The sequence below is a fragment of the Serratia sp. EWG9 genome, from assembly GCF_019913725.1.
In the GTDB taxonomy this organism is placed as follows: domain Bacteria; phylum Pseudomonadota; class Gammaproteobacteria; order Enterobacterales; family Enterobacteriaceae; genus Serratia; species Serratia ureilytica.
This window is the reverse complement of the sequence record NZ_JADNRO010000002.1, coordinates 258,230-283,806: the sequence shown is the minus strand read 5'-3', so window position 1 is coordinate 283,806 and position 25,577 is coordinate 258,230. Positions and strand designations below refer to the sequence as shown.

Genomic DNA, 25,577 nt, shown 5'->3' with positions numbered 1-25,577 from the left:
AGCAGTAAGCGTCACGCTGTTCCGTGGGCCGCCAGCAGGCACTCATGGAACAGCTTCACCACCCGTTGCGGCACCGGCGAGCGGCGCAGCACACTGGAGTACTCGCAGTGATAGCGGAACAGCGCCGGTTTGATCGCCCGCATCAGGTTCTGCGCCACAAAAAACGCCGCGTAGTGATCCGGCAAAAAGCCGACGTATTTGCCGGACAGGATCAGCGTGGCGATCGACTCTTGCGCGAACCCCGTCGCCTTGCGATGCAAATGTTGCTGCAGGCTCAGTTCCATATTCGGCGAATGGTAGCCCAATCCGGCGAAAGCATAATTGTGCAGCAGATCCCAATTTAATGTTTCATGGCGGGCGGAAAATAATTCATGCTGCGCGCCGCAATATAAGAACATCCTCTCACTGAATAACGAATGATAAGATAAACTTTCCGCGCTGCGGTGCATGGGAATAACGCCAACCTGAAATTGCCCGTCAATAACGCCACGTTCAATGGTATTAATCGGCTCCACGTACATTTGCAAAGAAACCTCCGGCGCGCGCGCGCTGAATAACGCGATGGCCCGGCCGATCTGCGCCTGCGGATTGCTGACCGTGTGGTCGAATATCGCCACGTGCAGCTGCCCGCCCATGCGCTGGTGCACCTCATCCACCCCGCGCCGGAACGCCTCGGTGGCCGCCAGCAGGTTGACGGTTTCCTGGTAGATAATCAGCCCCTCGTCGGTGACCGCAAAGCCCTCGCGCCCGCGCTGGCACAGCGTCAGGCCCAGCCGCTGCTCCAGATCCTTGATGTGCTTGCTGATGGTCGACAGGCTGATATTCAGCTCCAGTTCGGCGGCGCTCATGCCGCCGCAATCGACCACGGCCTTGAATACCCGCAGCAAACGCAGATCCATATCCGACAATTGTCCCAGCAACGCGCGCTTTTTTACTTGCATAAAACCTTAAGTAAGTTTCGACATATGATTATTCACAGTAGAGAACAAGCGGTACATAGTCAATTTCGCACAACAATTCGTTAACAACTCATTTTATTTAATTAATCGCACTTATTTTCCTGCCCGGAGGAAAACATGGCCGCTGAAAATTATTCGCTTAATCGTCTCGATGCCGAAGGGTTAGAAGCCCATTGGATGCCTTTTACCGGCAACCGCAATTTTAAAGCGCAGCCGCGCATCATTACTCAGGCCGCAGGGGCGTATTACACCAGCCACGACGGCAGAAAGATTTTCGACGGCCTGTCCGGATTGTGGTGCTGCGGATTGGGGCACGGCCGGCAGGAAATCACCGACGCCGCCCAGCGTCAGTTGGCGACGCTGGATTACTCGCCGGCGTTTCAGTTCGGCCACCCGCTGTCGTTCGAGCTGGCCAACAAAATCAAGGCGCTGACGCCGGCGGGGCTGGATTACGTGTTCTTCACCGGCTCCGGCTCGGAAGCGGCGGACACCTCGCTGAAAATGGCGCGCGCATACTGGCGCGCCAAAGGCCAGGCGGGCAAAACCTGCTTTATCGGCCGGGAAAAGGGCTATCACGGCGTTAACTTCGGCGGCATCTCGGTCGGCGGCATCGCCAGCAACCGCAAGGCGTTCGGCGCCGGCGCCGAGGCGGACCATCTGCCGCACACCCTGCTGGCCGGCAACGCCTTTTCGCGCGGCATGCCGCAACAGGGGGCGGAGCTGGCGGAAGAGCTCAACCGCATCATCGCGCTGCGCGACGCCTCGACGATCGCCGCGGTGATCGTCGAACCGTTCTCCGGCTCCGCCGGGGTGATCGTGCCGCCGGTCGGCTATCTTCAGCGCCTGCGCGAGATCTGTACCCAGCATGACATTCTGCTGATCTTCGACGAAGTGATCACCGCCTTCGGCCGCTGCGGCGCGATGACCGGCGCCGAGGCGTTCGGCGTCACGCCGGACATCATGAACATCGCCAAACAGGTGACCAACGGCGCGCAGCCGATGGGCGCCGTGGTGGTGCGGCCGGAGATCTACCAAACCTTCATGAACGGCGGCGAGCCGGACTACCAGCTCGAATTCCCGCACGGTTACACCTACTCCGCCCATCCGGTCAGCTGCGCGGTGGCGCTGGCGACGCTGGACATCCTGCAGCGCGAACAGATGGTGGAGCGCGTACAGGCGCTGGCGCCCTACTTCGAGCGCGCGGTGCACAGCCTGCAGGGGGCCAAACACGTCGCCGACATTCGCAATATCGGCCTGGCGGCCGGCATCACGCTGGCGGCGCGGCCCGGCGAACCGGCGCGGCGGCCCTTCGAAGCGGCGATGCGCTGCTGGGAAAGCGGGTTTTACGTGCGCTACGGCGGCGACACCCTGCAACTGGCGCCGCCGTTCATCAGCAGCGAAGCGCAGATCGATGCGCTGATCAACGCCGTCGGCGATGCCCTCAACGCCACCGAATAAGGAGCGAACCATGACCATTACCCATTGGATCAACGGCGAACCCGCCGCCGGCGGCGAACGCAGCCAGCCGGTTTACGACCCGGCCACCGGCCAATCGGCGCAGGAGGTGCAGCTGGCCGACCGCGCCACGGTGGAGCGCGCCATCGCCGCCGCCGAACAGGCCTATCCCGCCTGGCGCGACACCCCGCCGCTGAAGCGCGCGCGCATCATGATGAAGCTCAAGGATCTGCTGGAGCAGCACGCCGACGCCATCTGCCAACTGATCACCGCCGAGCACGGCAAGGTGCTCAGCGACGCCTTGGGCGAACTGCAGCGCGGCATCGAGAATATCGAATACGCCGGCTATGTGCCGGAACTGCTGAAAGGCGAACACAGCAAAGAGGCGGGCCCGGGCATCGACAGCTGGAGCGAGTTTCAACCGCTCGGGGTGGTAGCGGGCATCACCCCGTTCAACTTCCCGGCGATGGTGCCGCTGTGGATGTGGCCGATGGCGGTCGCCTGCGGCAATACTTTCGTGCTGAAACCTTCCGAGCGCGTCCCTTCCGCCGCGCTGTATATCGCGCGGCTGGCGGCGGAGGCCGGGCTGCCGCCGGGGGTGCTCAACGTGGTCAACGGCGATCGCGAAGCGGTGGAGACGCTGCTGCATGACGGACGCGTGAAGGCGATAAGCTTCGTCGGTTCGACGCCGGTCGCAGAACACATCTATCACACCGGCTGCGGCCAAAACAAACGGGTGCAGGCGCTGGGCGGCGCCAAAAACCACGCGGTGGTGCTGCCGGACGCCGATATCCCCGGCGCGGTCGGCGCGCTGATGGGCGCGGCGTTCGGCTCCTGCGGCCAGCGCTGCATGGCCATCCCGCTGGTGGTGGCGGTGGGCGACGGCACCGCCGACGCGCTGATCGCCGGGCTGCGGCAACAGATGTCCGCCATGCGCGTCGGCCCCGGCAGCGACAACCGCAACGACATGGGGCCGCTGGTGACTCAACAGCATTATCAGAAGGTGAAAGGCTATATCGATCAGGGCGTGGCCGAAGGCGCCGAGCTGCTGGTGGACGGCCGCGAACTGCGCGTGACGGACGCCGACGGCCGACCCAGCCAGGGGTATTTCCTCGGCCCGACGCTGTTCGACCGCGTGACGCCCGGCATGCGCATCTATCAGGAGGAGATCTTCGGCCCGGTGCTCGGCGTGGTGCGCGCGGCGTCGCTGCAGGAGGCGATGGCCTTGATCGACGCCCACGAATACGGCAACGGCACCTGTCTGTTTACCCGTGATGGTGAAGCGGCGCGCCACTTCTCCAGCCGCATTCAGGTCGGCATGGTGGGGATCAACGTGGCGCTGCCGGTGCCGGTGGCCTACCACTCGTTCGGCGGCTGGAAGCGCTCGCTGTTCGGCGATCTGCACGCCTACGGCCCGGACGCGGTCAGGTTCTACACCAAACGCAAGACCATTACCCAGCGCTGGCCGGCCTCCGGTGATGCCCGCCGCGCCAGCTTCAGCTTCCCGTCGGGGCAGGGGTAACACATAAGAACAATAAACTTCCGGGGAGCAACGCTCCCCGGCATTTAGCGCGCTCCATTTGATTTCTGCGTACAGCCTGTGCAGCAAAACAATTACTCACTCACACGTTAATGGAGTCGTTAACCATGAAAGAGTCCGCCCCTGAACACACTTTCAAAGGCAATCTCAGCGTCCTCGACGTGGTGATGATCACCGCTTCCGGCGTGACGCCGGCCAGCTCAATCTTCGTCATCGCGCCGCTGGCGATCGCCAGCGCCGGCAGCGGCGCCTTTCTGTCGTTTCTGATCGCCGCCTGCGTCGCCGCCACCATCGCGCTGTGCTATGCCGAGCTCGGCGCCGCGCACCCCAGCGCCGGCGGCGAATACAGCATCATCAAACGCCTGTTCGGCACCCTGTGCGGGTTGCAGACCTATCTGTTTATTCTCAGCGCCGCGCTGTTCGTGCCGGCGGTGCTGGCCACCGGCGCCGTGCCCTATCTGAATACCGCGCTGGGCACCTCATTCGACGCCTCCACCGCCGGCATGATCACCGTGCTGATCGGCGGCGCCTGCGCCATTTTCAACATCAAGGCCAACGCCCTGCTGACCGGCGCCTTTCTGGTGGTGGAAGTGGCGGTGCTGGCGCTGATCGCCTGGCTCGGTTTCAGCCATCCGCATCAAAGCGCGGAGATCCTCACCGCGCCGGTGATGCTGGACGCGCAGGGCAGCCTGGCGCCGGTTTCGCTGCCGCTGATCGTCGCCATGGTCGGGGTCGCGCTGTTCTCCTACAACGGCTACGGCGCGGCGGTGTACATGGCGGAAGATATGCGCGAGCAGGGCAAACCGATGGCGGTCGCGATCATGCTGACGCTGGTCATCGTGGTGCTGGTGGAACTGGTGCCGTTCACCGCCCTGCTGATCGGCTCGCCGTCGCTGGCAGAGATGGCCAAACAGGCCGATCCGGTCGGTTATGTGGTCACCCAGCTCGGCGGCCCGACGCTGGCGCGGGTGGTGAGCGGCGCGATCTATCTGTCGGTATTCAACGCCATCATCGCCATCGTGGCGCAGTTCAGCCGCATGATGTTCGCCAGCGGGCGCGACGGCTTCTGGCTGCCGACGTTCAACCGCGCGCTGAAAATCATCCACCCGCGCTTCGGCACCCCCTGGATCGCCACCCTGCTGTTCGGCGTCCCCTCGGCGCTGCTGGCGTTTTGCTCCGACCTCGAATCGCTGACCTCATTCACCGTGATCCTGCTGCTGCTGGTGTACATCATCATGGCGGTGGCGGCGCTGATCAGCCGCCGTCGCCGCCACTTCCATCACCCGTACCTGATGCCGCTGTGGCCGCTGCCGGTGGCGGCGGCGCTGCTGTGCTGCCTGTACGTGCTGTGGACGATTTTGATCGCCAGCAGCCTGAAAGACTTTATTATCATTGCCGGCATCATCGGCTTCGGGCTGGCGCTGAACCACTTGCGCGGCCGCCAGACGGCGCCCCTCGCCACCCCCTCAATAGAAGGAGAATAACCATGACGCAGCGCGCTCAGGATCTGGGCATCACCATCGGTCAGGGCACGCCCGGCCCGCTGAACGCCATCACCGACGTGCCCGGCGTGCGCGTCGGCCATGCCAGCCTTCATGCCGATTTGGCGGACGGGCGCAGCGTGCGCACCGGCGTGACGGTAATCGAACCGCGCCCCGGCTCCGCTCGCCACGCGCCCTGCTTCGCCGGCGTGCACGTGCTGAACGGCAACGGCGACGCCACCGGCCTGGAATGGGTGCGAGAAGCGGGCCTGTTGACCAGCCCGATCGCCTTCACCAACACCCACAGCGTGGGGGTAGTGCGCGATGCGCTGATCGCGCTGGAGCGTGAAACGCTGCCCGCGAGCGACAACGCGGTGTACTGGAATATGCCGGTGGTGATGGAAACCTTCGATGGCCTGCTCAACGACATCAACGGCTTTCACGTCAAGGCCGAGCACGTGCGCCAGGCGCAGCAGGCGGCCAGAGGCGGCTTGCCGCAGGAAGGCGCGGTCGGCGGCGGCAGCGGCATGATCTGTCATGAATTCAAGGGCGGCAGCGGCACCGCATCGCGCCGCTTGCCCGCCGATCAAGGCGGCTGGACGGTGGGCGCCATCGTGCAGGCCAACCACGGCAAGCGCGAGTCGCTGCTGGTCGGCGGTTACCCGGTGGGCCGCCACCTGGGGCATATCCCCTCGCCGTTCACGCCTCAGTTGCCGCATCCCGGCATGGGCTCCATTGTGGTGGCGCTGGCGACCGACGCGCCGCTGCTGCCGCACCAGTGCGCGCGGCTGGCGCAGCGCGCCAGCATCGGCATCGCCCGCACCGGCGGCGGCACCGAGGATTCGAGCGGCGATATCTTTATCGCCTTCGCCACCGGCAACGACGGCCTGCCGCCCGCCGACTACGCCAATAAAGGCGATTTCACCACACCGCTGCGCATGGTGAACAACGACTACATTTCGGCGCTGTTCGCCGCGGCGGCGGAAGCGGTGGAAGAGGCGATCGTCAATGCGTTGCTGGCGGCCAATACCGTCAGCGGCAACGGCCATCGGGCGGAAGGGTTGAGCGCCGAACAGCTGGTGACGGCGCTGGAGAAGGCCGGCTGGCGGCGGTAAACAACGCGGGGCGCGGGTTAACGCGCCCTGACCGTCAGGATTCGCCGCCCGGTTTGGGCGTCGGGTAATCGTAATCCAGCTTCAACGGCTCGGCGTAGACGCTGTCCCACAGCTGTTGGTACAGCCTGTCCAACCGCCCGCTCATCGCCGCGCTGTGCAGCACCAACTCCAGATTGCGCGAGTTGTCCAGATAGCCGCCGGTCCAGTTGCTGGTGCCCACCCAGGCAATCTCATCGTCGATGGTCATCAGCTTGCTGTGGATCACCCGGGCAAACGGGATGAAGCCGCTGCTGGCCGGCGGAATGGTCACCACCTTGATCTGCACGTTCGGCACCAGCGCCAGGCTCTTCAGCCAGGCGATATCCGGCTTTTTGGTGTTCCAGTTGGCCACCATCAGCTCGATCTGCACCCCGCGCGCCGCCGCGCTGCGCAGCGCGTTGTCGATCACCGCGTAGAAGGGGCGGCTGCGCTCCGGGCCAAACGACAGCGGCGCGTAGTCCATCACCTGCACCCGCACCCGCCGTTTGGCGTCGGCCAGCAGACGCGGCAGCTCGGCCTGCGAATCGAGCACGCCCGCCGGGTTGTAGGCGCGCGGGCTGGCCACCAGATAGTTGCCCTGCGGGGGCGCCGTCGGCGGCGAATCGGGCAGCGTCGGCACCGGCTTATCCTGCGCCAGCAGCGCCTGCGCCCGCCAGTCCTGTTCGAAGATCGCCTGGATCTGCCCTACCACCCTGGCGTCGCTGATGCGCAGCCCGGTTTCGTGAATGTGTTCCAGCGCGCGCCAGTCGAAGTTCTGGCTGCCGACGAACGCCTGCTCGCCGTCCACCAGCAGATACTTGGCATGCAGAATGCCGCCGCTCAGCTTCTGGTATGGGATGATGCGCAGCTCCAGATTGGGGATCGCCTTCAGCCGTTCCAGCGTCTCGGCGGTGGAGAGGCGAATGCCCTTCTCTTCCAACAAAAAGCGGATTTTTACCCCGCGCTCACCGGCCGCCTTCAGGTGCTGCAGCACGCCGTCCAGCAGCGAACCGTCCTGATTCGCCACGTAGAACTGCCCCAGATCGATGCGGGTTTTCGCCGCGTCGAACATCTCGCGCCATACCTCGGCGGTGTTGCGCAGGTCGTCGGCCTGCAGCGCGGTTTCCACCGGCGCGGTGTACACCAGCTCGTAACCGGGAATAGCAAAACGCGCCGCAGCGCTCTGGCTCAACATCAACAAACAACCGCTCCACAATGCCGTATAAAGGCGGCCTCTCGGCCGCCGTGCTGGATGGCCATTAGGCATAGCGCGGCGCTCCGCTGTCAACCCATTGTTCGCCGCTGCCGCTCTCCGGACGGCTGGCCGGTTGACCGGCGCGGATCAGCAGCACCTTCAGCAGTTCGTTGATGCGCTCCATGCGGCTCTGCAGGAAATTGTTGGCCACCAGGCACAGCAGCGCGATGGCGATGCCCAGCCCGGTGGCGTACAGCGCGGTGCCCATGCCGGCCGACACCAGACTCGGCTCGGACACCCCCGAGGCGGCCAGCGCCTTGAAGGTTTCGATGATCCCCATCACCGTGCCCAGTAGCCCCAGCAACGGCGCGGCGGTGACCACGGTTTCCAGCAGCCACAGGCCGCGCGCCATCGGCGGCTTGCTCAGCAGGTACTGGGCGTCGATCAGATCGCCGATCGCCTCACGGTCGCCGGCGCGGTGTTTCTGCGCCAGCACCGGCGCGATCACCGCCATCGGCAGGCTGTTGCGCTGCGTCAGCGCGTCGGGCAGATCGGCCGCTCGGCGTACCTCCGGCGTCAGCGCCTGCTCCAGCCGGCGCGCCTGACGCTGGGTGTAGGCGAAGTACAGCGTGCGTTCGATGATGATCACCAGCGCGATCGCCAGCGCGGCGTACATCACGTAGAAAATAATGTCGTGCAACAGATTGGCGTCCATACAGGGTTCCTCTTCCCCGCCGCCGGGCAGACGGCGGGGCATTCAGTTAAAAGGTGGCTTCCAGCGAGACGCTGAAGGTGCGTTCTTCGCCGACGTTGTAATACGGGGTGCTGGCCTTCACGCCGCCGTAGGGCGCCGCGTTGAAGGTGGTGGTGCGCACCGAGGTCAGGTATTCCTTGTCAAACAGGTTGCTGATGCCAAAACGCAGCGCGGCGCTTTTGACGATTTTCTTGTCCACCGGCAGATGCACCCCCGCCGCCAGATCGAACACCGTGCGCCCGCCGATCTTCTCGTCGTTGGTCAGATCGCCATAGAACGCGCTGACGTACTTGCCGCTGACGCTGCCGTAGTACAGGCCGTCGTCATAACCCAGCGTCATATTCAGCAGGTTTTTCGGCACGTTCGGCACCTCTTTGCCTGAGGTCGGCAGCGGCAGCCCGCCGTTACTGACGATGTCGCTCTTCTGCTTCGATTGGGTATAGGTATAGGAGGTGTAGTAATTGAAGTTATGCGGCAGTTGGCCGCTCCACTCCAGCTCCAGCCCTTTGTTCTCTACGTTGCCGATGTTCATCATCTCGTAGTCGCCGGCCGCGTTGGTGGTGGAGATCTGGCGGTCGCTGTAGCGCATGTAGAACAGCGTGGCGCTCAGCAGCATGTCTTCCTGTTGGAAGCGCCAGCCCAGCTCGTGGTTCCAGCTCAGCTCCGGCTTGGTGCTGAGCGAATCGCCGACGTTGTACAGCACGTAGTTCGGCGGCGTGCGCATGTTGCGCGTCAGGTTGTAGAACACCTGGTTTTCCTGGTTCACCTTATAGCTGGCGCTGAAGTTCGGCAGGAATTCATGATAGGTGGCTTTGCGTTTCTCCGGCGCGTTGTACAGGCTGCCGCGATTGTCCCCTTTACGTTCCACATACTGATAGGCCAGGCCGCCGACGAAGGTCCAGTCCGGCGTGGCGAACCAGGTATCCTGCAGCCACACCTTCTGCGCCGGGGTGATGGTGTACTGGTTGCGCCCCTGAACGGTGTTGCCGTTGGCGTCCTTCACCTGATCGGAACCGCCCGGCGGCCCCCAAATCTGCGACGGGTTGCCGTCGCCCTTGATGCTGATGAACGGCTGGGTCTGCAGCTGGCGCGCGCGCTCATACCAGTAACCGATATCCAGACTGTGCTGATCGTTGATGTCCCACTTCAGCTTGGTGGTGATGCCCGGCCGCCAGGTCTGAGTCCACGACGGGCGGTAGTAGGTGTTGGATTTCAGGTTGCTGAGATCGTACTGCCCTGCCCTGTCCGACGTGCTGGACAATACCGACGCGGTTTGACCGTTGAAGCTGCCGCCGTTGCCCCAGTAGTAATACGGTTGCAGGGTCAGCGACAGGTTGTCGCGCAGCTGCAGCTTCTGGGTGAACGACAGCGTGAAGTTCTCGAACGGGTTGCGCTCGAGCTTGTAATACTTGTTCAACTGTCCGCGGCTGTTGTACTCCGGCGTGGTGGCATAGTCGGTGTCGCGGCCGTCGTTTTGGAACTGCGCCTTGCTCAGGGTGTTGTAGTTGGTGTTGTTCTGGCGGTTGTACTTCATCACCAGATTGCTGCTGTTGCCGTTGCCGTCTTCGTACAGCGAGTTCATCTCGAACTTGTCGGAGTACAGCCGCCCCTCGCCGCGCCACTTCTTCGCCTCGGTGTGCGAATAGGAGAGCCAGTTGCTGAAGCCGTTGTACTCGCCGGTGTCCAGCCGGGCGAAGGTTTTGCTCAGGCTGTTGCTGCCCAGCGTTTGCTTGACGAAACCGCCGAAGTCTTTCGCCGGGCGGCGCGTTACCAGGCCGATGTTGCCGCCGCTGGAGCCGATATGCGGGCCGTCCGCTTCGGAAGAGCCCTGGGTGACGAACACCTCCTCCAGGTTCTCCGCATCGCCCAGCAGGTTCGGGTATACCGCGTAGTTGCCGGAGTCGTTGATCGGGATGCCGTCCATCGACAGGCCGATCTGATCCGAGTTCATGCCGCGCATGGTGTAGTCCACGCCGCTCAGGCCGCTGGCGTCATTGCTGTTGACGTTGAGGCCCGGCGTGAACTTCAGCTTGTCGATGGCGTTGGCCGCCGACGGCATTTTATCCATCGCCTCTTTGGTGACGGTGGAGCGCGCCTTGGCGCTGTCGTCCTGCACCATCATGCCGCCGCCGAGCGACTGCCCCTTGACGCTGATGGTGCCGACGTCGGTGCCGTCGGCCGCCAGCGCGGCGCCCGGCAGCATCGCCGACATCACCGCCAGATAGATCCCAGAACGATTGAACGATTTCATGGTGTGCATCCCTTAAAAATCAAACGATTAACCCTTGCGCTAAGGCGCCTGATAATTGAACGTCGCGGTAAATCTTTTGGTTGTTTGCCCGGCGAACGCGTCGCTCGGGAATGGCTTCACTGAACTGATGCTTTGCAGGCTGCTCATCGCCGCGCGATTCAGCAGCATGCTGGCGGCTTTGTTGGCGATGCCGGAAGAGACCACCCGCCCGCTGCGATCGACCTCCAGCCACACCTCGACGTTGCCCTGCGGGCGCTCGAGGGAGGCCTGACGGCCGGTCGGGTAGCGCTTGCGCTGTTCCAGTTCGCGGCGCAAGGCCAGCAGATAGCCGTTTTCAATCGCCTGCGCATTCACCTTCGGCGCCGCCGGGGCGGCCGGTGCGGGTTGCGCCGCCGGTTTACTGACCGGCGCGCGCGGCGCGGCGGGCGCCGGCGTCGGTTTAGGCTTTTCCACCGGTTTGGCTTTCTCTTTCACCGGCTTGGGTTTGGGCTTCGGTTGCGGTTTCGGCACCGGCTTGGCTTCCACGATCGGTTCCGGCGCCGGCACCACCGGTTCGGGGATCGGCTCCGGCTCGGGCGGCGGCGGTTCGGGCTGGGGGTCCGGCGGCGTTTGCGGTTGAGGTTCAGGCGCCGGTTCAGGCTCCACCAGCGCCAGTTCGATGGCGGTTTCGTCGTAGCGCGGCTGGATCTTCAGCGCCGCCTGCTGGCTGGCGAACAACAGGCAGCCGGCGACAATCAGCGCCGGCAACCAGCTGAAAAGATGACGTGAGCGATAGAGCAGATACATGTCACAGCTTCCGTGTCGCGATGGAGACGGAGAAGAAACCGCCCTGGCGCAGGTTATCCATGACCGCCACCAGCCGCTCGACCGCCACGCCTTTGTCGCTGTTGACGATGATGGTGGTGGTCTGGTTGGCCTGCTGCTGTTGCTTGAGCGTCGTGACCAACGCGTCAAGCGCGATCGGCTGGCCATCCAGCTGCAGCTGTTCGTCGGCCCCCAGCGTGATAATCGCTTTCTTCTGCGGTTTCAGCTGTTGCGCGCTGTCGGCGGACGGCAGCTGCGTTTTCAACCCGAGCGCCGGAATGACGTTCAGGCTGATCAAGACGAAAAACACCAATAAAAACATCATCACGTCGATCATCGGGATCAGTTCGATGTGCGCTTTGTTCTTTTTCGGTTCGTTCCAGTTACGCATGACACTCCCTCACAAAAGCGAAGCAGCCAATATAGGAGGGGTTTGTTTACCTTTTGTTACGCTTGTGTGATCTTATTTTCACAGTGCGAATTTTTTGCGAGAATTTTTTCAATGACTGACGACGGCAAGGGCTATATAACCCATTAATTAGCGATAGTTTTTATCGGAATAATTGCAATGTGGGCCTAACGCCGCGCGGATGACGAGACAATAAATGTGAAAATAGTGACAAGCTGCGCCAAGCGGCAGCGGTTTTGCCTCTCACCTTCCAGCGATATCTGCTATTTTTCCCAAGAACATTCCCAATCCCCCTCTTTAAAACACTCGCCAAAAATGAATGCGCCTATATTTAACCAAATAATACCCTTCATTGAATAGAATATTGCCAATCAAATATCAGCTGTTATATTTTTAAAGTGAAATAGCGCTACGGCGTTATTTTAGAATTTAATTAAACCCACTAAGTCACCCTTTTATTTATAAGGATTGTATATGAAAGTACTTAGTCAATATGAAGAACAGTACGTTAGCGGTGGCGATCTGAACGCGGCCTGGGATGGGCTGTTGGACGGCGCCATGACCGGCGCGCTGATTGCAGGCAAATCCGCAGGCGCAGGCGGCTTTATTGCCGGTGCGGTCGGCCAATTGGTCGGCACCCTCATCGGCGGCGTTGCAGGCGGTGTGGGGCTGGGTCTTTATGGCCTGACGCATACGCAGCAGGAAGTGGCCGACTACGCTAAACATTTCCGCGAGACGATCGGCTCCACCTCGACCTCGGTCGGCGGCAGCCTGTAATAGAAATAAAATGGCCGCCGGCGCGGCGGCTATTTTATTTTTGACGCGCGGGGAATAAAAAAACCGTTAATCCCGGAGACGCGCCGGCGCAAATATCCTGACAGCACTTCGGTTCATAAAAAAAGACGCCCACAGGCGTCTTCTTGGTATTGTCACTGAAGCCCGAGGCGATCAGTTCACTTTCACCGGCATACCGGAACGGGCCTTGATCGCCGCATCCACTTCGCTCTGGTTGACGCCGGCGTCCATCAGCACTTTGCCGACCGGCGCGGAAATGGTCAGCGGCACCGGATCCTTGGATTGCAGCTGCTCTTCGTTGGCCGACAGCGGGTTGTGCACTTCCACGTAGCGCGAGCCGTCCGGTTCGACGGTGGCCTTCATCGGTTCGTTGATGAACTGCACGCGGGTGCCGACCGGCACGTTCTGGAACAGGTACTTGATGTCGTCGGCGCGCAGACGCACGCAGCCGTGGCTCACGCGCAGGCCGATGCCGAAGTTGGCGTTGGTGCCGTGAATGGCATACAGGCGGCCAACATACAGCGCATACAGCCCCATCGGGTTATCCGGGCCGGCCGGGAACACCGCAGGCAGGATCTCGCCGTCAGCCGCGTATTCGGCGCGCATTTTGGCGGTCGGCGTCCAGGTTGGGCCGTCTTTCTTGCGCTGCACGGTGGTGGTCCAGTTCAGCGGGGTGTCTTTACCCAGCTGGCCGATGCCGATCGGCAACACCACGACGGTGTTGGAACCTTTCGGGTAGTAGTACAGACGCATTTCGGCGCTGTTGATGATGATGCCTTCACGCGGCGCGTCCGGCAGGATCAGCTGTTGCGGGATGGTCAGGGTGCTGCCGGCCTTCGGCAGGAACGGATCCACGCCCGGGTTGGCCTCCAGCATGTTGCTCAGCCCCATCTGATACTGGGCGGCGAAGCTCTCCAGCGGCAGTTTGCTGTCTTCCGGTACGGTGATTTGGATATTTTCGCCCACCAAACGGCTGTCTTTTGGCGGCAGCGGGTAGACGACGGCGAAGGCAGCCTGGCTGAATGCAACCAGTGCCGTAAACAGGGTTAATAACGCGCGAATGCTCATTTTCATCTTCGTGTTGGTCAAGGCCACTGGCGATTATGGGTATTGGTTTCTACGGCCACTTTTCCCCGTTGAATTTCAGCCGGCAGCCAACGGCGCTGCGGCCTGAAAAACCAGGGGGGATTTGACCGGATGCGCATTATATGTGCACATCAATCAAAGTGTGAACCATTACCGATGTAATATCGCAATTTTTTGTAACCTGACGCGCCACGAAGGCGATTTTCTGCGAGAACCGCCGTCTAACTGGCGGCGGCCAGCGCCTCCGCCCGCCGAATGGGGATCAGATATTCACAACGGATCGCCGCGCCGCCAAGCGGGCAACTGCCCTCCTGCGCCGGGTAGAACCGCTCAATATCCTGCCCTGGCCGGCGGATGGCGTTCATCTGCGGCATGGCGGTGTCATACAGCCGGACAATAAAGTTTTGTAACCCTTCCGCCTGCCCCTGATAGGTGAAACGGGCGTATTCCCCCTGTTCGATGGTCACCCGTTCCCCCACCGCCCCTTCGTCCGGCAAAGCGGCGGTATACGCCATGCGCGGGCAGCCCCGACGCTGCCGGTCGATCTCCAGGCTGGTAAGGCCATACATCACCTCAGGCAGCGTCTGCGGCCGCAGCAGTTGCCGCCAGGCATGGCGACGCAGCTCGCATTTGGAAGCCGCCAACTGCCCCAGCGTAAAGCTGCGGCGTTGCGTGTTGCCCACCAGCTGCATGGCGGGCAGCGTCACGATATCGGCCTGCGGCAGCGGCGCTTCGGTCAGCCGCAGCGGCGGCTGCAGACCGTAGCTCGACCAATCCTGGCTGCGACGATAGCTGGCCGGCGGCAGACCAAACTGCTTGCGGAAGCAGCGGGTGAAGGTCTGCTGCGAATCGAACTGGTACGTATCGGCGATACAGGCCACGCTGGTGCCGGTCAGGCGCAGTTCGCGCGCGGCGGCGGTCAACCTTCTGCGGCGGGCGTAAGTGCCGAGGATATGGCCGGTGTGCTGCTTGAACATCCGCTGCAAATGCCACTTGGAATAGCCGGATTTGGCGGCGATGTCGTCCAGCGTCAGCGGCTGATCCAGGCTCTGCTCGATCCAGGCCAGCAGCTGCTCAATCACCTGTTGCTGGTGCATGGTGTTCCCCTTATTTGCTCAATAATGTCAGCGCCAACATCCGGCCTGCGGCTTCATCGGCGGCCACCAGTATCGGATAGCCCCAGAACCTGGCGCCGTATTCGGCGAATGCTTCCGCCGCCGCGCGTTTGGCGTCGTCCGGTTCCAGCATGATCATGCCTTTCGCCCACCGCTTCAGCGCCGCGCGGTTATCGCGCTTCCACAGCGCTACCTGAGTGCGGGCGTCGCGATCGTGCTCTTCACCTTCATCGCCGACGCTGCGATCGGTTATCAGGACGAAAGGCTCGGCGCGCGCCAGCAGCGCGCTGAATTCAGCCAGCTCGGCCTGGGTATCGCGCCCGTTTCGGCGCATCCACACCAGCGGAAAATCGGCGGTATCGAGTGACATAATCAGTTTCCTCGCGAAAGGGTTTAGGACTGGCGCTTACTTTATCGGCACCGGCGCTAGACCACATTGCGCAATCAGGACATAATACTTTTCAATTCCGCCAAATTGAGAATTGTTCTCATGAAAGTCCAGATCCCACGCCGCAATATCGATATCGATCAGGTGCCGCGCCCGCTGTTCGCCGTGCAGAGTTCCACCATCGAGCAGGACTGGGAAGTCGAGCCGCATCGTCATCAAAAGGCGCAGCTGATCTATACCGTGCGCGGCATGATCCGCTGCGAAGTGGAAAACGGTCTGTGGCTGGTGCCGCCGCAGTGCGCGCTGTGGATGCCGGGCAACGTGTTGCACAACGCCCAGGGTGCCGGCTCGACCGAGGCTTACTGCCTGTTCGTCGATCAACACGTCGTCGCCGGCTTGCCGCAGAGTTGCTGCACGCTGTCGGTCTCGCCGCTGCTGCGCGAACTGCTGCTGCAGGCCACCACCTTCGAACCGCTCTACGACGAACAGGGCGCCGAAGGGCGCCTGACGGCGGTGTTGCTGGATCAGCTGGTAGCCGCGCCGATCGAGAATCTGCATCTGCCGGTATCCGACGATGCGCGCATCCGGCAGTTGACCGAAGGCATGCTGAGCTGCCCGGCGGACAAATCCACCCTCGGCCAGTGGGCGCAGCGCATCGGCATGAGCGAGCGCTCCCTCAGCCGCACGCTGCAACAACAGATGGGCATGAGCTTCGGCCACTGGCGGCGTCAGCTGCACGTGATGCTGGCGCTGCAGCGCTTGACGCAGGGCGAGAGCGTACAGACGGTGGCGCTGGATCTGGGTTACGAGAGCGCCAGCGGCTTCGTCACCATGTTCAGAAAGGCGGTGGGCAAACCGCCGGCGCGCTACCTGGCGGAACGCAACGCCGCCGGACAATCTCCGGGCGGTGCGATCAGCATGTGAACGGCCGGCGCCCGCGCCGGCCTGGCAAGAGGCGGATCAGAAGTCGTAGAACACCGTTATCCAGGTGGAATCCGGCTCGTTGTCGCTGCTGTTGGCCAGCGTGCGCTCCACATACACCGACAGACCGTAGCCGATGGTGGTGCCCGCGCCGAGGTAGACGTGGTTGGCGTGATACGCCTCGTCTCCTTTCAGCCGCAGCGAGTCCGCCGCGACGTAAGGCTGAACGGATTTGAGGAACGGCTTGTCGATATTGAAGGTGTAACCGACGAAGCCTTCCAGCCCGTAGCCGTCGCCGGCGAAGAAGTGCGACAGCGTGCGCTGGCGGGTGCTCGGCACATAGTCTTTGTAATAGCTGGCGGTGCCGACGATGTACCAGTTGTTCGGCTGCCAGGTCAACGCGGTGCCGGACAGCTGCTGGTGATAATCCTTTTCGTTGTACAGATTATCTTTGATCTTCGCGTCGGTATAACTGTAGGCGGCGCTGAAGGTGAAATCCTTCGTCACCTTATAATCGAAGCCCAGCCCGCCACCGCCCTTGCGGCGGTAAATCAGGTTATCCGCGGTGTGCAGATCGTCTTCCGGCAATAAATAGTTGGCGTACAGCGTTACCGGCCCGAAATCATTGGTGTATTTGATGCTGTTTTTCGGTTTATTGCCGCCGTCATAATCGCCGGAAATACCGATGCCGGTGCCGCCTGCGTGGCCGTCGTTATCCCAGACGTCGCTTTTGATGCCGACCACGGAATAATAGATGCCGTACTGGTGGCCATAGGTCAGGGTGCCGTAACGATCGTCCTTGAAACCGGCGTACAGCTGGCGCTGATAGTCGCGTTTGCCGTCCTCATTGTAGTGCCCGTCCCAGCTGAGCGCGTGCGCCAGATCGACGCCCCATTCGTAATAGCCGATGATCGAGGTGTCCTGCGTCAGCGCATAGTCGCCGCTGAAGCGAAAACGCGTGCCGCCGTCGTGACCGTTTTTGTCATAGCCCGGCTCCGGGCCGTTATTGAAGATCCACTCGGGGCGAATGCTGCCGCCCACCTTTAAACTGAGCGGCGCCAGCAACACATTGCTCTGCGGGTTTTTATCCAGAATGGTGATCTCGGCCTGTGCGCCGGCGGATAACGCCGACAGCAAGACGCCGCCAATGAATATTGGCGTTGTATTCTTTCTCATTATTACCCCTGCCCGAAAAAATTATTGTTATAAAAACGGTGGTCTTAAGCCACGCGGAAATAATTACCCGATGTCAACAGCGCACGCAAGATATAAAAATTCACGTCATAATCTGCCATTATTTCAGGTTGGGCTTATTTTCAGCAGAAACGTGTTCACCTGTAACACGGAGAAAAATAATGTAATAACCGCAGCACGAAATAAACCAATCCGCATCTTTTACCCAAAATAACCCGGCGTGATTATCTGGGAATAAAGATAGCAAATAACAAATAAATATTATTGCCGCAGGTAAACCGTCACGCGAGGGAATTAATTAAAGGCGGGAAATAACGACGGAGCGCGTTGCGCGCTCCGAGAGAGAATTCACTACTGCGCCAGCCAGCCGCCGTCCATGTTCCAGGCGGCGCCGCGCACCTGCGCCGCCGCATCGCTGCACAGGAACAGCGCCAGTTCGCCGAGCTGCTCCGGCGTGACGAACGCTTGCGACGGCTGCTTCTCCGCCAGCAGCTCATCGCGCGCCCGCTGCGGATCGATGCCGGCGGCGATGCGCTTGTCGATCTGCTGTTGCACCAGCGGCGTCAGCACCCAGCCGGGGCAGATGGCGTTGCAGGTGACGGGCGTGCGGGCGGTTTCCAGCGCCAGCGTCTTGGTCAGCCCCACCACGCCGTGCTTGGCCGCCACATAAGCCGATTTGTCTTTCGACGCCACCAGCCCGTGCACCGACGCCACGTTGATGATGCGCCCCCAGTTGCGCTCGCGCATACCCGGCAGCGCCAATCGGCAGGTGTGGAACACCGCCGACAGGTTGATGGCGAGAATGGCGTTCCATTTCTCCACCGGGAACTGATCCAGCGGCGCCACGTGCTGAATGCCGGCGTTGTTCACCAGAATGTCCACGCCGCCGAACTCACGCTCGGCATAGTGCATCATGTCCGCTATCTGGGCCGCATCGCCGAGATCGGCGCCGTGATACCCCGGCGCGGTGCCCAGCCGGGCAACCTGCGCCTTCGCCGCTTCCACATCGCCAAAGCCGTTGAGGATCACGCGCACGCCGGCGGCGGCCAGCACGGACGCTATCCCGAGGCCGATGCCGCTGGTCGAGCCGGTCACCAGCGCGGTTTTGCCTTGTACACTCATGGTATCGCTCCTTTAAACAATGCCGGTCAGGTAGAACACGCCGATCACGAACAGCACCGCGGCGCTCTTGATCAGGGTGATGGCGAAGATGCCGCCATAGGCCTGCCGGTGGCTGAGGCCGGTGATCGCCAGCAGGGTGATCACCGCGCCGTTGTGCGGCAAGGTGTCCATGCCGCCGCTGGCCATCGAGGCCACCCGGTGCAGCACCTCCAGCGGAATGTGTGCCGCATGGGCGGCGGCCACGAAGTTATCGGCCATCGCCGCCAGCGCGATGCTCATGCCACCGGAGGCCGAACCGGTGATGCCGGCCAGCAGGGTGACGCTGATCGCTTCGTTCAGCAGCGGATTGGGGATCGCCGACAGCGCCTGCGACAGCACCAAAAAGCCCGGCAGGGCGGCGATCACCGCGCCGAAGCCGTATTCGGAGGCGGTGTTCATCGCCGCCAGAATTGCGCCGCCGACCGCCGTCTTGCTGCCTTCCGCCAAGCGGCCGCGAATATTGCGAAAGCCGAACGCCACCACCAGCAGAATCCCCGACACCAGCGCCGCTTCCACCGCCCAAATGGCGGTGATCTTCGCCACATCGGTGGTGATGGGCTTGGCCAGCCCCGGCAGCGTCAGCTCGTGGCTGGCGCCGTACCACTGCGGGATCCAATGGGTGAAGCCAAGGTTGAATACCCCGACCAAAATCAGCGGCAGGATGGCGATCAGCGGGTTCGGCAGGTTGATGTCGTCCGGGGTTTCCGGCTCGTTCAGCAGATCGGTGCCGTACCCCTCCCCCTTCAGCTGCGCCTTGCGCCGCTGGCGTTCAAGATACAGCAAACCGACCGCGATGATGAACAGCGAGCCGATCAGCCCCAGCCAGGGCGCGGCCCAGGCGTTGGTGCCGAAGAAGCTGGTCGGGATGATGTTTTGGATCTGCGGCGTGCCGGGCAAGGCGTCCATGGTGAAGGAAAAGGCGCCGAGCGCCACGGTGGCCGGGATCAGCCGCTTGGGGATGCCGCTCTGGCGGAACAGCTCGGCGGCGAACGGATAAACCGCGAACGCCACCACGAACAGCGACACCCCGCCGTAGGTCAACAGCGCGCACACCAGCACGATCACCGGAATGGCGTGGCGTCGGCCGAGAATGCGGATCGCCGCCGCGACGATCGAACGGGAGAAGCCGGACAGCTCGATCAGCTTGCCGAACACCGCCCCCAGCAGGAACACCGGGAAGTAGAGCTTCACGAAGCCAACCATCTTCTCCATAAACAGCCCGGTGAAGGTCGGCGCCACCGCGCCGGGGTCGGTCAACAGCACCGCGCCCAGCGCGGCTATCGGGGCGAACAAAATCACGCTGTAGCCGCGGTAGGCGGCCAGCATCAGTAATCCCAGTGCTGCCAGGGCAATCAAAACGCTCATCAGGCACCTCGCTATCGTTGTTATTGTCAGGTACGGCGTGCGAAATTACGGTTTCAGCGCAAAGCGCAGCTGATGCGCCCGTCGCCGTTGAATGCGTTCCCTGCGCGCTTCATCCCAAAGATAAAATCCCTGGCCGCTGCGCTGGCCGGTATCGCCGCGCTGCAGCCGCTGTTCCACCAGCGCCATCATCTCGTCGCCGGTCGCCAGTTCCGGGAACAGGTGGCGGGCGATGTCCGCCACCGTCGCCAGCCCGGTCATGTCGGCGGCCTCCAGCGGGCCGACCATGGCGTAGCGCCGCCCCAGCGAGGCGCGCATCACCTGATCCACCACCTCGGCGCTGGCGATGCCGCTGTGGACGATGTGCAGCGCCTCACGCAGCACCGCAAACTGCAGCCGATTGCCGACAAACCCCGGCGCTGCGCGTTCCAGCAGCACCGCCTCCAGCGCCATCTCGCCGAGCAGCGCCTGCACCGCCGCCAGATGGCGCGGCTCGGTGGCGCTGCCGGGCACGATCTCCACCAGCGGGATCAGGTGCGGCGGGTGCCAAAAGTGGGCGATCAGCAGCCGCTGCGGATGGGTCATGCGCGCCGCCAGCTCGTCCGGCGGCAAGCCGCTGGTGTTGCTGGCAATCACCACGTCGTCAGCGATCAGCCCTTCCAACTGCTCATACAGCGCGTGCTTCAGCTCGAGCCGTTCCGGGATCGCCTCGATAAGCAGCCGGGCACGCGCTACCGCGTTCAGATCGCCGGTCACGCACAGCCGCGCCAGCGCCGCTTCGCGTTCGCCGCGATCAAACTGCCCGACGTCGCTCAGCTCGGCCAGAATGCCGCTCGCCACTGCCGACGCTTCCTCCCGGCGCTGCGGATCCGGTTCATACAGCAGCACCTCATGGCCGTGGCGAATAAAGTGGGTGGCGATGCCCACCCCCATCAGCCCGGCGCCCAGTACCGCATAGTCAGATGACTGCATCGTGCCTTCCTCGGTTGTTTACGGGCGCTCTACCGCCAGCGCCACGCCCTGCCCGCCGCCGATGCACAGCATCGCCAGCCCCTTGTTCACCTCGCGGCGCTGCATTTCGTACAGCAGCGACACCAAAATGCGGCAGCCGGACGCGCCGATCGGATGCCCCAGCGCGATCGCTCCGCCGTTGACGTTCACCCGCTCCGCCTCCCAGCCCAGTTCTTTGCCCACCGCCAGCGCCTGCGCGGCGAAGGCTTCGTTGGCTTCGATCAGATCGACCTCCTCCAGCCGCCAACCGGCTTTTTCCAGGCAGCGGCGCGCGGCCGGCGCCGGGCCGATGCCCATGATCGCCGGATCGACGCCCGACGAGGCGTAACCGGCGATGCGCGCCAGCACCGGCAAACGCAGCGCTGCGGCTTTTTCCGCGCTCATCAGCAGCACCACGGCGGCGCCGTCGTTGAGCGATGAGGCATTGCCGGCGGTCACCGTGCCCTCTTTGCGAAACGCCGGGCGCAGCCGCGCCAGCGCCTCCAGGCTGGTGTCGCGCGGCTGTTCGTCGCGCTCTACCCGCAGCGCTTCGCCCTTCGGCTGCGGCACCGTCACCGGCGTGATCTCCTGCGCGAAACGCCCGGCCTGCTGCGCCGCCTGCGCCTTCTGCTGCGAGCGCAGCGCGAACCTGTCTTGTTCTTCTCTGCTGATGGCGTATTTCTCCGCCAGGTTTTCGGCGGTGATGCCCATGTGGTAGTCGTTGAACGCGTCCCACAGGCCATCGTGGATCACGCTGTCCACCATCTGCGCGTGACCGAGACGCAGACCGGCGCGCGCGCCGGTCATCAGGTAAGGCGACCGGCTCATGCTCTCCTGGCCGCCGGCGATCACCGCGTCGGCGTCACCGCTGCGGATCGCCTGCACCGCCAGATGCACCGCCTTCAAACCGGAGCCGCACACCTTGTTGATGGTCAGCGCCGGCGTCGTAAACGGCAGTCCGGCGTTCAGCGTGGTCTGGCGCGCCGGATTCTGCCCGCAGCCGGCGGTCAGCACCTGGCCGAGGATCACTTCATCGATCTGCTGCGGCGCCACGCCGCTTTGCGCCAGCAGCCCCTGCACCGCCGCCGTGCCCAGTTCCACCGCCGTCAGCGGCGCCAGCGCGCCATGAAAACTGCCGACCGGCGTGCGCGTCGCCGCCACGATCACCACTTCACGTTGTTGCACATTCACCTCCCGTTTCAGAAACGCATTTCCGGCACTTGCTCCGGCACGATCAGCCGGCCGGCGGTTTTGGCGACAATCTCCGCCACGCTGACGCCCGGCGCGCGTTCGCGCAGCACGAAGGCGCCGTCTTCAATTTCCAGATAGGCCAGATCGGTCAATACCTTGCGGATGCAGTTGGCGCCGGTCAGCGGCAGCGTGCAGCGCGGCAGCAGCTTGGACTCGCCGCCCTTCGCAGCGTGGGTCATCACCACGATGATGTTCTCCGCCCCCGCCACCAGATCCATCGCGCCGCCCATGCCCTTGACCATCTTGCCGGGGATCATCCACGAGGCGATGTTGCCCTCGACGTCCACTTCAAACGCCCCCAGCACGGTCAGATCGACATGGCCGCCGCGGATCATGGCGAACGACTGCGCCGAATCGAAGATCGACGCGCCGAGGCGCGCGGTGACCGTCTGCTTGCCGGCGTTGATCATGTCGGCGTCCAGCTGTTGCTCGGTCGGGAACTCGCCCATCCCCAGCAGGCCGTTTTCCGACTGCAGCATCACGTCCATGCCCGCCGGCACGTAGTTGGCCACCAACGTCGGGATGCCGATGCCCAGATTGACGTAGTAACCGTCCCTCAGCTCTTGCGCCACGCGCTGCGCCATTTGTTCACGGGTAAGCATGCGAATTCTCCTTATGCCCGCAGGGTGCGTTGTTCGATACGCTTTTCGAAGGTGCCCTGGATCAGCCGATCGACATAGATGCCGGGGGTGTGGATCGCCGCCGGATCCAGCTCGCCCGGCGCGACGATCTCTTCCACTTCCACCACCGTGATGCGCCCGGCGGTCGCCATCAGCGGATTGAAGTTCTGCGCGGTGTGGCGGTAGATGACGTTGCCGAAGTGATCGGCCTTCCAGCCTTTCACGATGGCGAAATCGCCGGTGATGGCGGTTTCCATGATGTAGGGGCGGCCGTTGAACTCGCGCACCTCTTTGCCTTCGGCGATCGGCGTGCCGTAACCGGTGGCGGTGAAGAATGCCGGGATGCCGGCGCCGCCGGCGCGGATCTTCTCCGCCAGCGTGCCCTGCGGCGTGAGATCCACCTCCAGCTCGCCGCTGAGCGCCTGCTGTTCGAACAGCGCGTTTTCACCGACGTAAGATCCCACCACCTTGCGGATCTGATGGGTTTCCAGCAGCCGCCCGAGGCCGAACCCATCGACGCCGCAGTTGTTGGAAACCACCGTCAACCCGCGCACGCCGCGCCGGCGGATCTCTTCGATCAGATTCTCCGGGATGCCGCACAGGCCAAAGCCGCCCGCCAGCACCGTCATGTTGTCCGTCAGGCCTGCCAGCGCTTCCTGGTAGCTGCCGACGCGTTTGTCGAGCCCTGCCATATCGTTGCCCCTGCATGTTGCGGCGCAGGGCGAAATGCCCTGGCTTGCGTGAGGGCATCTTCAGGTCACAAAAATGATTTGTTAATTTTGTTTTTATGCCGCATTCATTTAGAATTTTTATTAATCACCCGTTAACCGAAAATTAACAAAGAGTTAACGCCAACCAAAATGAAAATGAGCATCAAACAGTTACGCGCGTTTTTAGCGGTAGCTCACACTCTGAATTTCGCCCAGGCCAGCGAGCGGCTGAATATTTCTCAGCCGGCGCTCAGCCTGGCGATCCGTGGGCTGGAAGACGCGCTGGGCGGGCCGCTGCTGCTGCGCACCACCCGCCGGGTGACGCTGACGCCGGAAGGAGAAACCTTCTTCCCGATGGCGCGCCAGCTGCTGGCGGATTGGGATAACGCGGAAGAGGCGATGCGTCAGCGCTTCACCCTGCAGATGGGCAAGGTGGCGATCGCCGCCATGCCGTCGTTCGCCGGCAACCCGCTGCCGCCGATCCTTAAGGCGTTTCGCGATCGCTATGCCGGCATCAACGTGGCGGTGCACGACGTCATCAACGAACAGGTGTTTGAAATGATCCGCGAAGGCCGGGTGGAGATGGGCATCGCCTTCGAGCCGGAGCCGAGCGACACCCTGCACTTCACCCCGCTGTGCCGCGATCGCTTTCTGGCGGTGGTGCCGAAGGATTCGGCGCTGGCGCGCAAGGCGCAGGTGAGCTGGAAGGAGCTGCTGACGCTGGATTTCATCACCCTGCAGCGGCCATCGGCGGTGCGACTGCTGCTGGAGCAGGAACTGACCCGCAGCGGGCGAACGCTGGAGGTGGCGTTTGAGAGCCACCAGTTGGTGACGGTCGGGCGCATGGTGGCCAACGGCCTCGGCGCCAGCGCGGTGCCGGCGCTGTGCGAGCAACAGATGGATGAGCTGGGGGCGGTCTGCGTGCCGCTGATCGGCCCGATCATCGAACGGCGCGTGGGCCTGATCCGCCTGGCGCAGCACCAACTCTCTTCCGCCGCGCAGGCGCTGGCGACGGTAATCGAACGGGAGATGGCGGGGAGTGGCGGGCAGCCTGCGCTTAAACCGTAAACCCGACGTGCTTGCCGCCCGGCAGTTCAATGTCCAGGCGCAGCGTGCCGCCCATCGCTTCCACGTAGCCACCAGCTACAGCGGCATTATTGGGCCAGACATCAAAAAACGTTATGAATGGGTATTGCGAGCTTTCCTGAACAATCCAAAGAACCGGAACACCTTGCTATGACAAAACTTTATCTCTCTTTACTGTGCGCACTGCTACTGAACGGCTGCCAATCCACTCAGCCCTGGTACCATCCGTTAGACGTCTCGCTCAAAGACAACCAACCTTGCTTTGCCGTGCCTATCAACAGCGTTCGCAGCGGCGACAGCCTGCAAAACCGGGGGGTGATCGTCTCACGACAGGAACAACAGCAATGGCATATCGTCTGGGCCTCACCAGAAGTCACTCCGTTGCCCGACCTGAAACCGGGACAATGCGCCACTTATCCGCAGGTAAACTGGGCTGCGGGAGAATACTCGGTCTTGCTCGGCGTCTCGATGAATAACGATACGGAAAGGCGTAAATACATAAAAAAATTCAACTTAATAATTAATCCCAAGGGAGGAATACAGCTACAGTAAGGAGACTAGGATTATTTATTCCCCCTCCACCCCCTGCACCGCCGCCTTCTGTGTGGCGCGCTGATATAAGCACAGCTCCCTGCCCGGCTGGTTTTTCATAAACGGCTGCGGGTAGCGCCCGCCGATAAACAGCGCCGAATAGCCGACGTCATCACCGTAGTGAATAATATCCCCTTCCACCCTGGCGTTTTTTAGCCCGCTGGCTTTCAGGCAGGCGGCGCGCATCGCCCGTTCGCTCTCGGCCCACGCCTGTGGGGAAGACGCGGTGGCGTGGAACGCGGCCAGCGCGGCGATAAGCAGCCCTATTCTCTTCATCGTTATCTCTCCTTCTACGGCCCGTCTCGCCAGTATAGACCGTGCCGCCC

The 25,577-nt window shown here is 62.6% G+C and carries 25 protein-coding genes and 1 pseudogene; 9 read left to right on the top strand and 17 right to left on the bottom strand.

The genetic code is table 11. The annotated features are described in order from the left end of the window. Positions 1 to 11 precede the first annotated feature (11 nt). Positions 12 to 941: a LysR family transcriptional regulator gene (locus ITX55_RS06770; protein WP_047025161.1), complete on the bottom strand. Its 930-nt coding sequence runs from the start codon at positions 939 to 941 to the stop codon at positions 12 to 14. A 135-nt stretch (positions 942 to 1,076) separates the two neighbouring features. Between ITX55_RS06770 and ITX55_RS06765 the strand changes: the two genes are divergently transcribed. From ITX55_RS06765 to ITX55_RS06750, 4 genes are all read left to right on the top strand, one after another. After that, positions 1,077 to 2,417 carry an aspartate aminotransferase family protein gene (locus ITX55_RS06765; RefSeq protein WP_223084968.1) on the top strand — a complete coding sequence of 447 codons (1,341 nt, stop codon included), beginning with the start codon at positions 1,077 to 1,079 and terminating at the stop codon, positions 2,415 to 2,417. A 10-nt stretch (positions 2,418 to 2,427) separates the two neighbouring features. After that, a complete protein-coding gene (locus ITX55_RS06760) occupies positions 2,428 to 3,936 on the top strand; it encodes a CoA-acylating methylmalonate-semialdehyde dehydrogenase (protein ID WP_223084967.1) in 1,509 nt (502 codons plus the stop codon). 125 nt (positions 3,937 to 4,061) lie between these two features. Continuing rightward, on the top strand, positions 4,062 to 5,438 hold the full coding sequence (locus ITX55_RS06755) for an APC family permease (RefSeq protein WP_033641746.1): 1,377 nt from the start codon (positions 4,062 to 4,064) through the stop codon (positions 5,436 to 5,438). Between the two features lie 2 nt (positions 5,439 to 5,440). Then, positions 5,441 to 6,550, top strand: coding sequence for a P1 family peptidase (locus tag ITX55_RS06750; RefSeq protein ID WP_047025158.1), 1,110 nt, complete (start codon positions 5,441 to 5,443; stop codon positions 6,548 to 6,550). Positions 6,551 to 6,584: 34 nt separating this feature from the next. Here the strand turns inward: ITX55_RS06750 and ITX55_RS06745 are convergent, their stop codons facing one another. The 5 genes from ITX55_RS06745 to ITX55_RS06725 are packed head-to-tail and all read right to left on the bottom strand — an operon-like array spanning position 6,585 to position 11,963. After that, complete coding sequence (locus tag ITX55_RS06745) at positions 6,585 to 7,835, bottom strand: phospholipase D-like domain-containing protein (RefSeq protein WP_223084966.1); 1,251 nt, start codon at positions 7,833 to 7,835, stop codon at positions 6,585 to 6,587. After that, positions 7,828 to 8,478: a MotA/TolQ/ExbB proton channel family protein gene (locus ITX55_RS06740; protein WP_016929215.1), complete on the bottom strand. Its 651-nt coding sequence runs from the start codon at positions 8,476 to 8,478 to the stop codon at positions 7,828 to 7,830. The genes ITX55_RS06745 and ITX55_RS06740 overlap by 8 nt, the downstream gene beginning before the upstream one ends. A gap of 46 nt (positions 8,479 to 8,524) precedes the next feature. Beyond that, positions 8,525 to 10,768 carry a TonB-dependent receptor gene (locus ITX55_RS06735; protein WP_033651386.1) on the bottom strand — a complete coding sequence of 748 codons (2,244 nt, stop codon included), beginning with the start codon at positions 10,766 to 10,768 and terminating at the stop codon, positions 8,525 to 8,527. A gap of 39 nt (positions 10,769 to 10,807) precedes the next feature. Further along, positions 10,808 to 11,554, bottom strand: a complete 747-nt coding sequence (locus ITX55_RS06730) for an energy transducer TonB (protein ID WP_046688175.1) — start codon at positions 11,552 to 11,554, stop codon at positions 10,808 to 10,810. Position 11,555: 1 nt separating this feature from the next. Next, on the bottom strand, positions 11,556 to 11,963 hold the full coding sequence (locus ITX55_RS06725) for a biopolymer transporter ExbD (RefSeq protein WP_047572802.1): 408 nt from the start codon (positions 11,961 to 11,963) through the stop codon (positions 11,556 to 11,558). Positions 11,964 to 12,455: 492 nt separating this feature from the next. On the opposite strand from ITX55_RS06725, the gene ITX55_RS06720 reads away from it, so the two are divergent. Continuing rightward, positions 12,456 to 12,758: a hypothetical protein gene (locus ITX55_RS06720; RefSeq protein ID WP_033651388.1), complete on the top strand. Its 303-nt coding sequence runs from the start codon at positions 12,456 to 12,458 to the stop codon at positions 12,756 to 12,758. A gap of 174 nt (positions 12,759 to 12,932) precedes the next feature. Here the strand turns inward: ITX55_RS06720 and ITX55_RS06715 are convergent. The 3 genes and pseudogenes from ITX55_RS06715 to ITX55_RS06705 form a co-directional block, all read right to left on the bottom strand. Next, a pseudogene (locus ITX55_RS06715) lies at positions 12,933 to 13,850 on the bottom strand (L,D-transpeptidase family protein); the annotation flags it as partial. A gap of 233 nt (positions 13,851 to 14,083) precedes the next feature. Next, positions 14,084 to 14,959: a helix-turn-helix domain-containing protein gene (locus ITX55_RS06710; protein ID WP_047025153.1), complete on the bottom strand. Its 876-nt coding sequence runs from the start codon at positions 14,957 to 14,959 to the stop codon at positions 14,084 to 14,086. Positions 14,960 to 14,969: 10 nt separating this feature from the next. Then, a complete protein-coding gene (locus ITX55_RS06705; RefSeq protein ID WP_108680141.1) occupies positions 14,970 to 15,347 on the bottom strand; it encodes a hypothetical protein in 378 nt (125 codons plus the stop codon). A 120-nt stretch (positions 15,348 to 15,467) separates the two neighbouring features. On the opposite strand from ITX55_RS06705, the gene ITX55_RS06700 reads away from it, so the two are divergent. Continuing rightward, a complete protein-coding gene (locus tag ITX55_RS06700) occupies positions 15,468 to 16,289 on the top strand; it encodes a helix-turn-helix transcriptional regulator (protein ID WP_046688172.1) in 822 nt (273 codons plus the stop codon). A 36-nt stretch (positions 16,290 to 16,325) separates the two neighbouring features. Here ITX55_RS06700 and ITX55_RS06695 read toward each other — a convergent pair whose 3' ends face one another. From ITX55_RS06695 to ITX55_RS06665, 7 genes are all read right to left on the bottom strand, one after another. Next, the gene (locus ITX55_RS06695) at positions 16,326 to 17,462 is read right to left on the bottom strand and encodes a porin (protein ID WP_046688171.1); all 1,137 of its coding nucleotides are present in this window, start codon (positions 17,460 to 17,462) and stop codon (positions 16,326 to 16,328) included. A gap of 369 nt (positions 17,463 to 17,831) precedes the next feature. Further along, on the bottom strand, positions 17,832 to 18,602 hold the full coding sequence (locus tag ITX55_RS06690) for a 3-hydroxybutyrate dehydrogenase (protein WP_042783615.1): 771 nt from the start codon (positions 18,600 to 18,602) through the stop codon (positions 17,832 to 17,834). Positions 18,603 to 18,614: 12 nt separating this feature from the next. After that, complete coding sequence (locus ITX55_RS06685) at positions 18,615 to 20,009, bottom strand: GntP family permease (RefSeq protein ID WP_197666623.1); 1,395 nt, start codon at positions 20,007 to 20,009, stop codon at positions 18,615 to 18,617. A gap of 42 nt (positions 20,010 to 20,051) precedes the next feature. Then, positions 20,052 to 20,975 carry a 3-hydroxyacyl-CoA dehydrogenase family protein gene (locus ITX55_RS06680; RefSeq protein WP_223084965.1) on the bottom strand — a complete coding sequence of 308 codons (924 nt, stop codon included), beginning with the start codon at positions 20,973 to 20,975 and terminating at the stop codon, positions 20,052 to 20,054. A gap of 18 nt (positions 20,976 to 20,993) precedes the next feature. Then, the gene (locus tag ITX55_RS06675) at positions 20,994 to 22,178 is read right to left on the bottom strand and encodes an acetyl-CoA C-acetyltransferase (protein WP_223084964.1); all 1,185 of its coding nucleotides are present in this window, start codon (positions 22,176 to 22,178) and stop codon (positions 20,994 to 20,996) included. A 14-nt stretch (positions 22,179 to 22,192) separates the two neighbouring features. Then, positions 22,193 to 22,846, bottom strand: a complete 654-nt coding sequence (locus ITX55_RS06670) for a CoA transferase subunit B (protein ID WP_025305151.1) — start codon at positions 22,844 to 22,846, stop codon at positions 22,193 to 22,195. An 11-nt stretch (positions 22,847 to 22,857) separates the two neighbouring features. Further along, the gene (locus tag ITX55_RS06665; protein ID WP_004933280.1) at positions 22,858 to 23,556 is read right to left on the bottom strand and encodes a CoA transferase subunit A; all 699 of its coding nucleotides are present in this window, start codon (positions 23,554 to 23,556) and stop codon (positions 22,858 to 22,860) included. Positions 23,557 to 23,724: 168 nt separating this feature from the next. On the opposite strand from ITX55_RS06665, the gene ITX55_RS06660 reads away from it, so the two are divergent. From ITX55_RS06660 to ITX55_RS06650, 3 genes are read left to right on the top strand one after another with little or no spacing between them, the layout of a single operon-like run. Further along, the gene (locus tag ITX55_RS06660) at positions 23,725 to 24,642 is read left to right on the top strand and encodes a LysR family transcriptional regulator (RefSeq protein WP_223084963.1); all 918 of its coding nucleotides are present in this window, start codon (positions 23,725 to 23,727) and stop codon (positions 24,640 to 24,642) included. Next, positions 24,614 to 24,814: a hypothetical protein gene (locus tag ITX55_RS06655; RefSeq protein WP_197756105.1), complete on the top strand. Its 201-nt coding sequence runs from the start codon at positions 24,614 to 24,616 to the stop codon at positions 24,812 to 24,814. Before ITX55_RS06660 ends, ITX55_RS06655 begins: the two co-directional genes overlap by 29 nt. Further along, positions 24,811 to 25,212 carry a putative T6SS immunity periplasmic lipoprotein gene (locus tag ITX55_RS06650; RefSeq protein WP_223084961.1) on the top strand — a complete coding sequence of 134 codons (402 nt, stop codon included), beginning with the start codon at positions 24,811 to 24,813 and terminating at the stop codon, positions 25,210 to 25,212. The genes ITX55_RS06655 and ITX55_RS06650 overlap by 4 nt, the downstream gene beginning before the upstream one ends. A 15-nt stretch (positions 25,213 to 25,227) precedes the next feature. Here ITX55_RS06650 and ITX55_RS06645 read toward each other — a convergent pair whose 3' ends face one another. After that, positions 25,228 to 25,527, bottom strand: coding sequence for a hypothetical protein (locus tag ITX55_RS06645; RefSeq protein ID WP_223084960.1), 300 nt, complete (start codon positions 25,525 to 25,527; stop codon positions 25,228 to 25,230). Positions 25,528 to 25,577 lie beyond the last annotated feature (50 nt).

Bases quoted from the DNA above. Each gene is read 5' to 3' on its own strand.
- ITX55_RS06770 (WP_047025161.1), bottom strand. From the start codon at position 941: ATGCAAGTAAAAAAGCGCGCGTTGCTGGGACAATTGTCGGATATGGAT.
- ITX55_RS06765 (WP_223084968.1), top strand. From the start codon at position 1,077: ATGGCCGCTGAAAATTATTCGCTTAATCGTCTCGATGCCGAAGGGTTA.
- ITX55_RS06760 (WP_223084967.1), top strand. From the start codon at position 2,428: ATGACCATTACCCATTGGATCAACGGCGAACCCGCCGCCGGCGGCGAA.
- ITX55_RS06755 (WP_033641746.1), top strand. From the start codon at position 4,062: ATGAAAGAGTCCGCCCCTGAACACACTTTCAAAGGCAATCTCAGCGTC.
- ITX55_RS06750 (WP_047025158.1), top strand. From the start codon at position 5,441: ATGACGCAGCGCGCTCAGGATCTGGGCATCACCATCGGTCAGGGCACG.
- ITX55_RS06745 (WP_223084966.1), bottom strand. From the start codon at position 7,835: ATGCCTAATGGCCATCCAGCACGGCGGCCGAGAGGCCGCCTTTATACG.
- ITX55_RS06740 (WP_016929215.1), bottom strand. From the start codon at position 8,478: ATGGACGCCAATCTGTTGCACGACATTATTTTCTACGTGATGTACGCC.
- ITX55_RS06735 (WP_033651386.1), bottom strand. From the start codon at position 10,768: ATGAAATCGTTCAATCGTTCTGGGATCTATCTGGCGGTGATGTCGGCG.
- ITX55_RS06730 (WP_046688175.1), bottom strand. From the start codon at position 11,554: ATGTATCTGCTCTATCGCTCACGTCATCTTTTCAGCTGGTTGCCGGCG.
- ITX55_RS06725 (WP_047572802.1), bottom strand. From the start codon at position 11,963: ATGCGTAACTGGAACGAACCGAAAAAGAACAAAGCGCACATCGAACTG.
- ITX55_RS06720 (WP_033651388.1), top strand. From the start codon at position 12,456: ATGAAAGTACTTAGTCAATATGAAGAACAGTACGTTAGCGGTGGCGAT.
- ITX55_RS06710 (WP_047025153.1), bottom strand. From the start codon at position 14,959: ATGCACCAGCAACAGGTGATTGAGCAGCTGCTGGCCTGGATCGAGCAG.
- ITX55_RS06705 (WP_108680141.1), bottom strand. From the start codon at position 15,347: ATGTCACTCGATACCGCCGATTTTCCGCTGGTGTGGATGCGCCGAAAC.
- ITX55_RS06700 (WP_046688172.1), top strand. From the start codon at position 15,468: ATGAAAGTCCAGATCCCACGCCGCAATATCGATATCGATCAGGTGCCG.
- ITX55_RS06695 (WP_046688171.1), bottom strand. From the start codon at position 17,462: ATGAGAAAGAATACAACGCCAATATTCATTGGCGGCGTCTTGCTGTCG.
- ITX55_RS06690 (WP_042783615.1), bottom strand. From the start codon at position 18,602: ATGAGTGTACAAGGCAAAACCGCGCTGGTGACCGGCTCGACCAGCGGC.
- ITX55_RS06680 (WP_223084965.1), bottom strand. From the start codon at position 20,975: ATGCAGTCATCTGACTATGCGGTACTGGGCGCCGGGCTGATGGGGGTG.
- ITX55_RS06670 (WP_025305151.1), bottom strand. From the start codon at position 22,846: ATGCTTACCCGTGAACAAATGGCGCAGCGCGTGGCGCAAGAGCTGAGG.
- ITX55_RS06665 (WP_004933280.1), bottom strand. From the start codon at position 23,556: ATGGCAGGGCTCGACAAACGCGTCGGCAGCTACCAGGAAGCGCTGGCA.
- ITX55_RS06660 (WP_223084963.1), top strand. From the start codon at position 23,725: ATGAAAATGAGCATCAAACAGTTACGCGCGTTTTTAGCGGTAGCTCAC.
- ITX55_RS06650 (WP_223084961.1), top strand. From the start codon at position 24,811: ATGACAAAACTTTATCTCTCTTTACTGTGCGCACTGCTACTGAACGGC.
- ITX55_RS06645 (WP_223084960.1), bottom strand. From the start codon at position 25,527: ATGAAGAGAATAGGGCTGCTTATCGCCGCGCTGGCCGCGTTCCACGCC.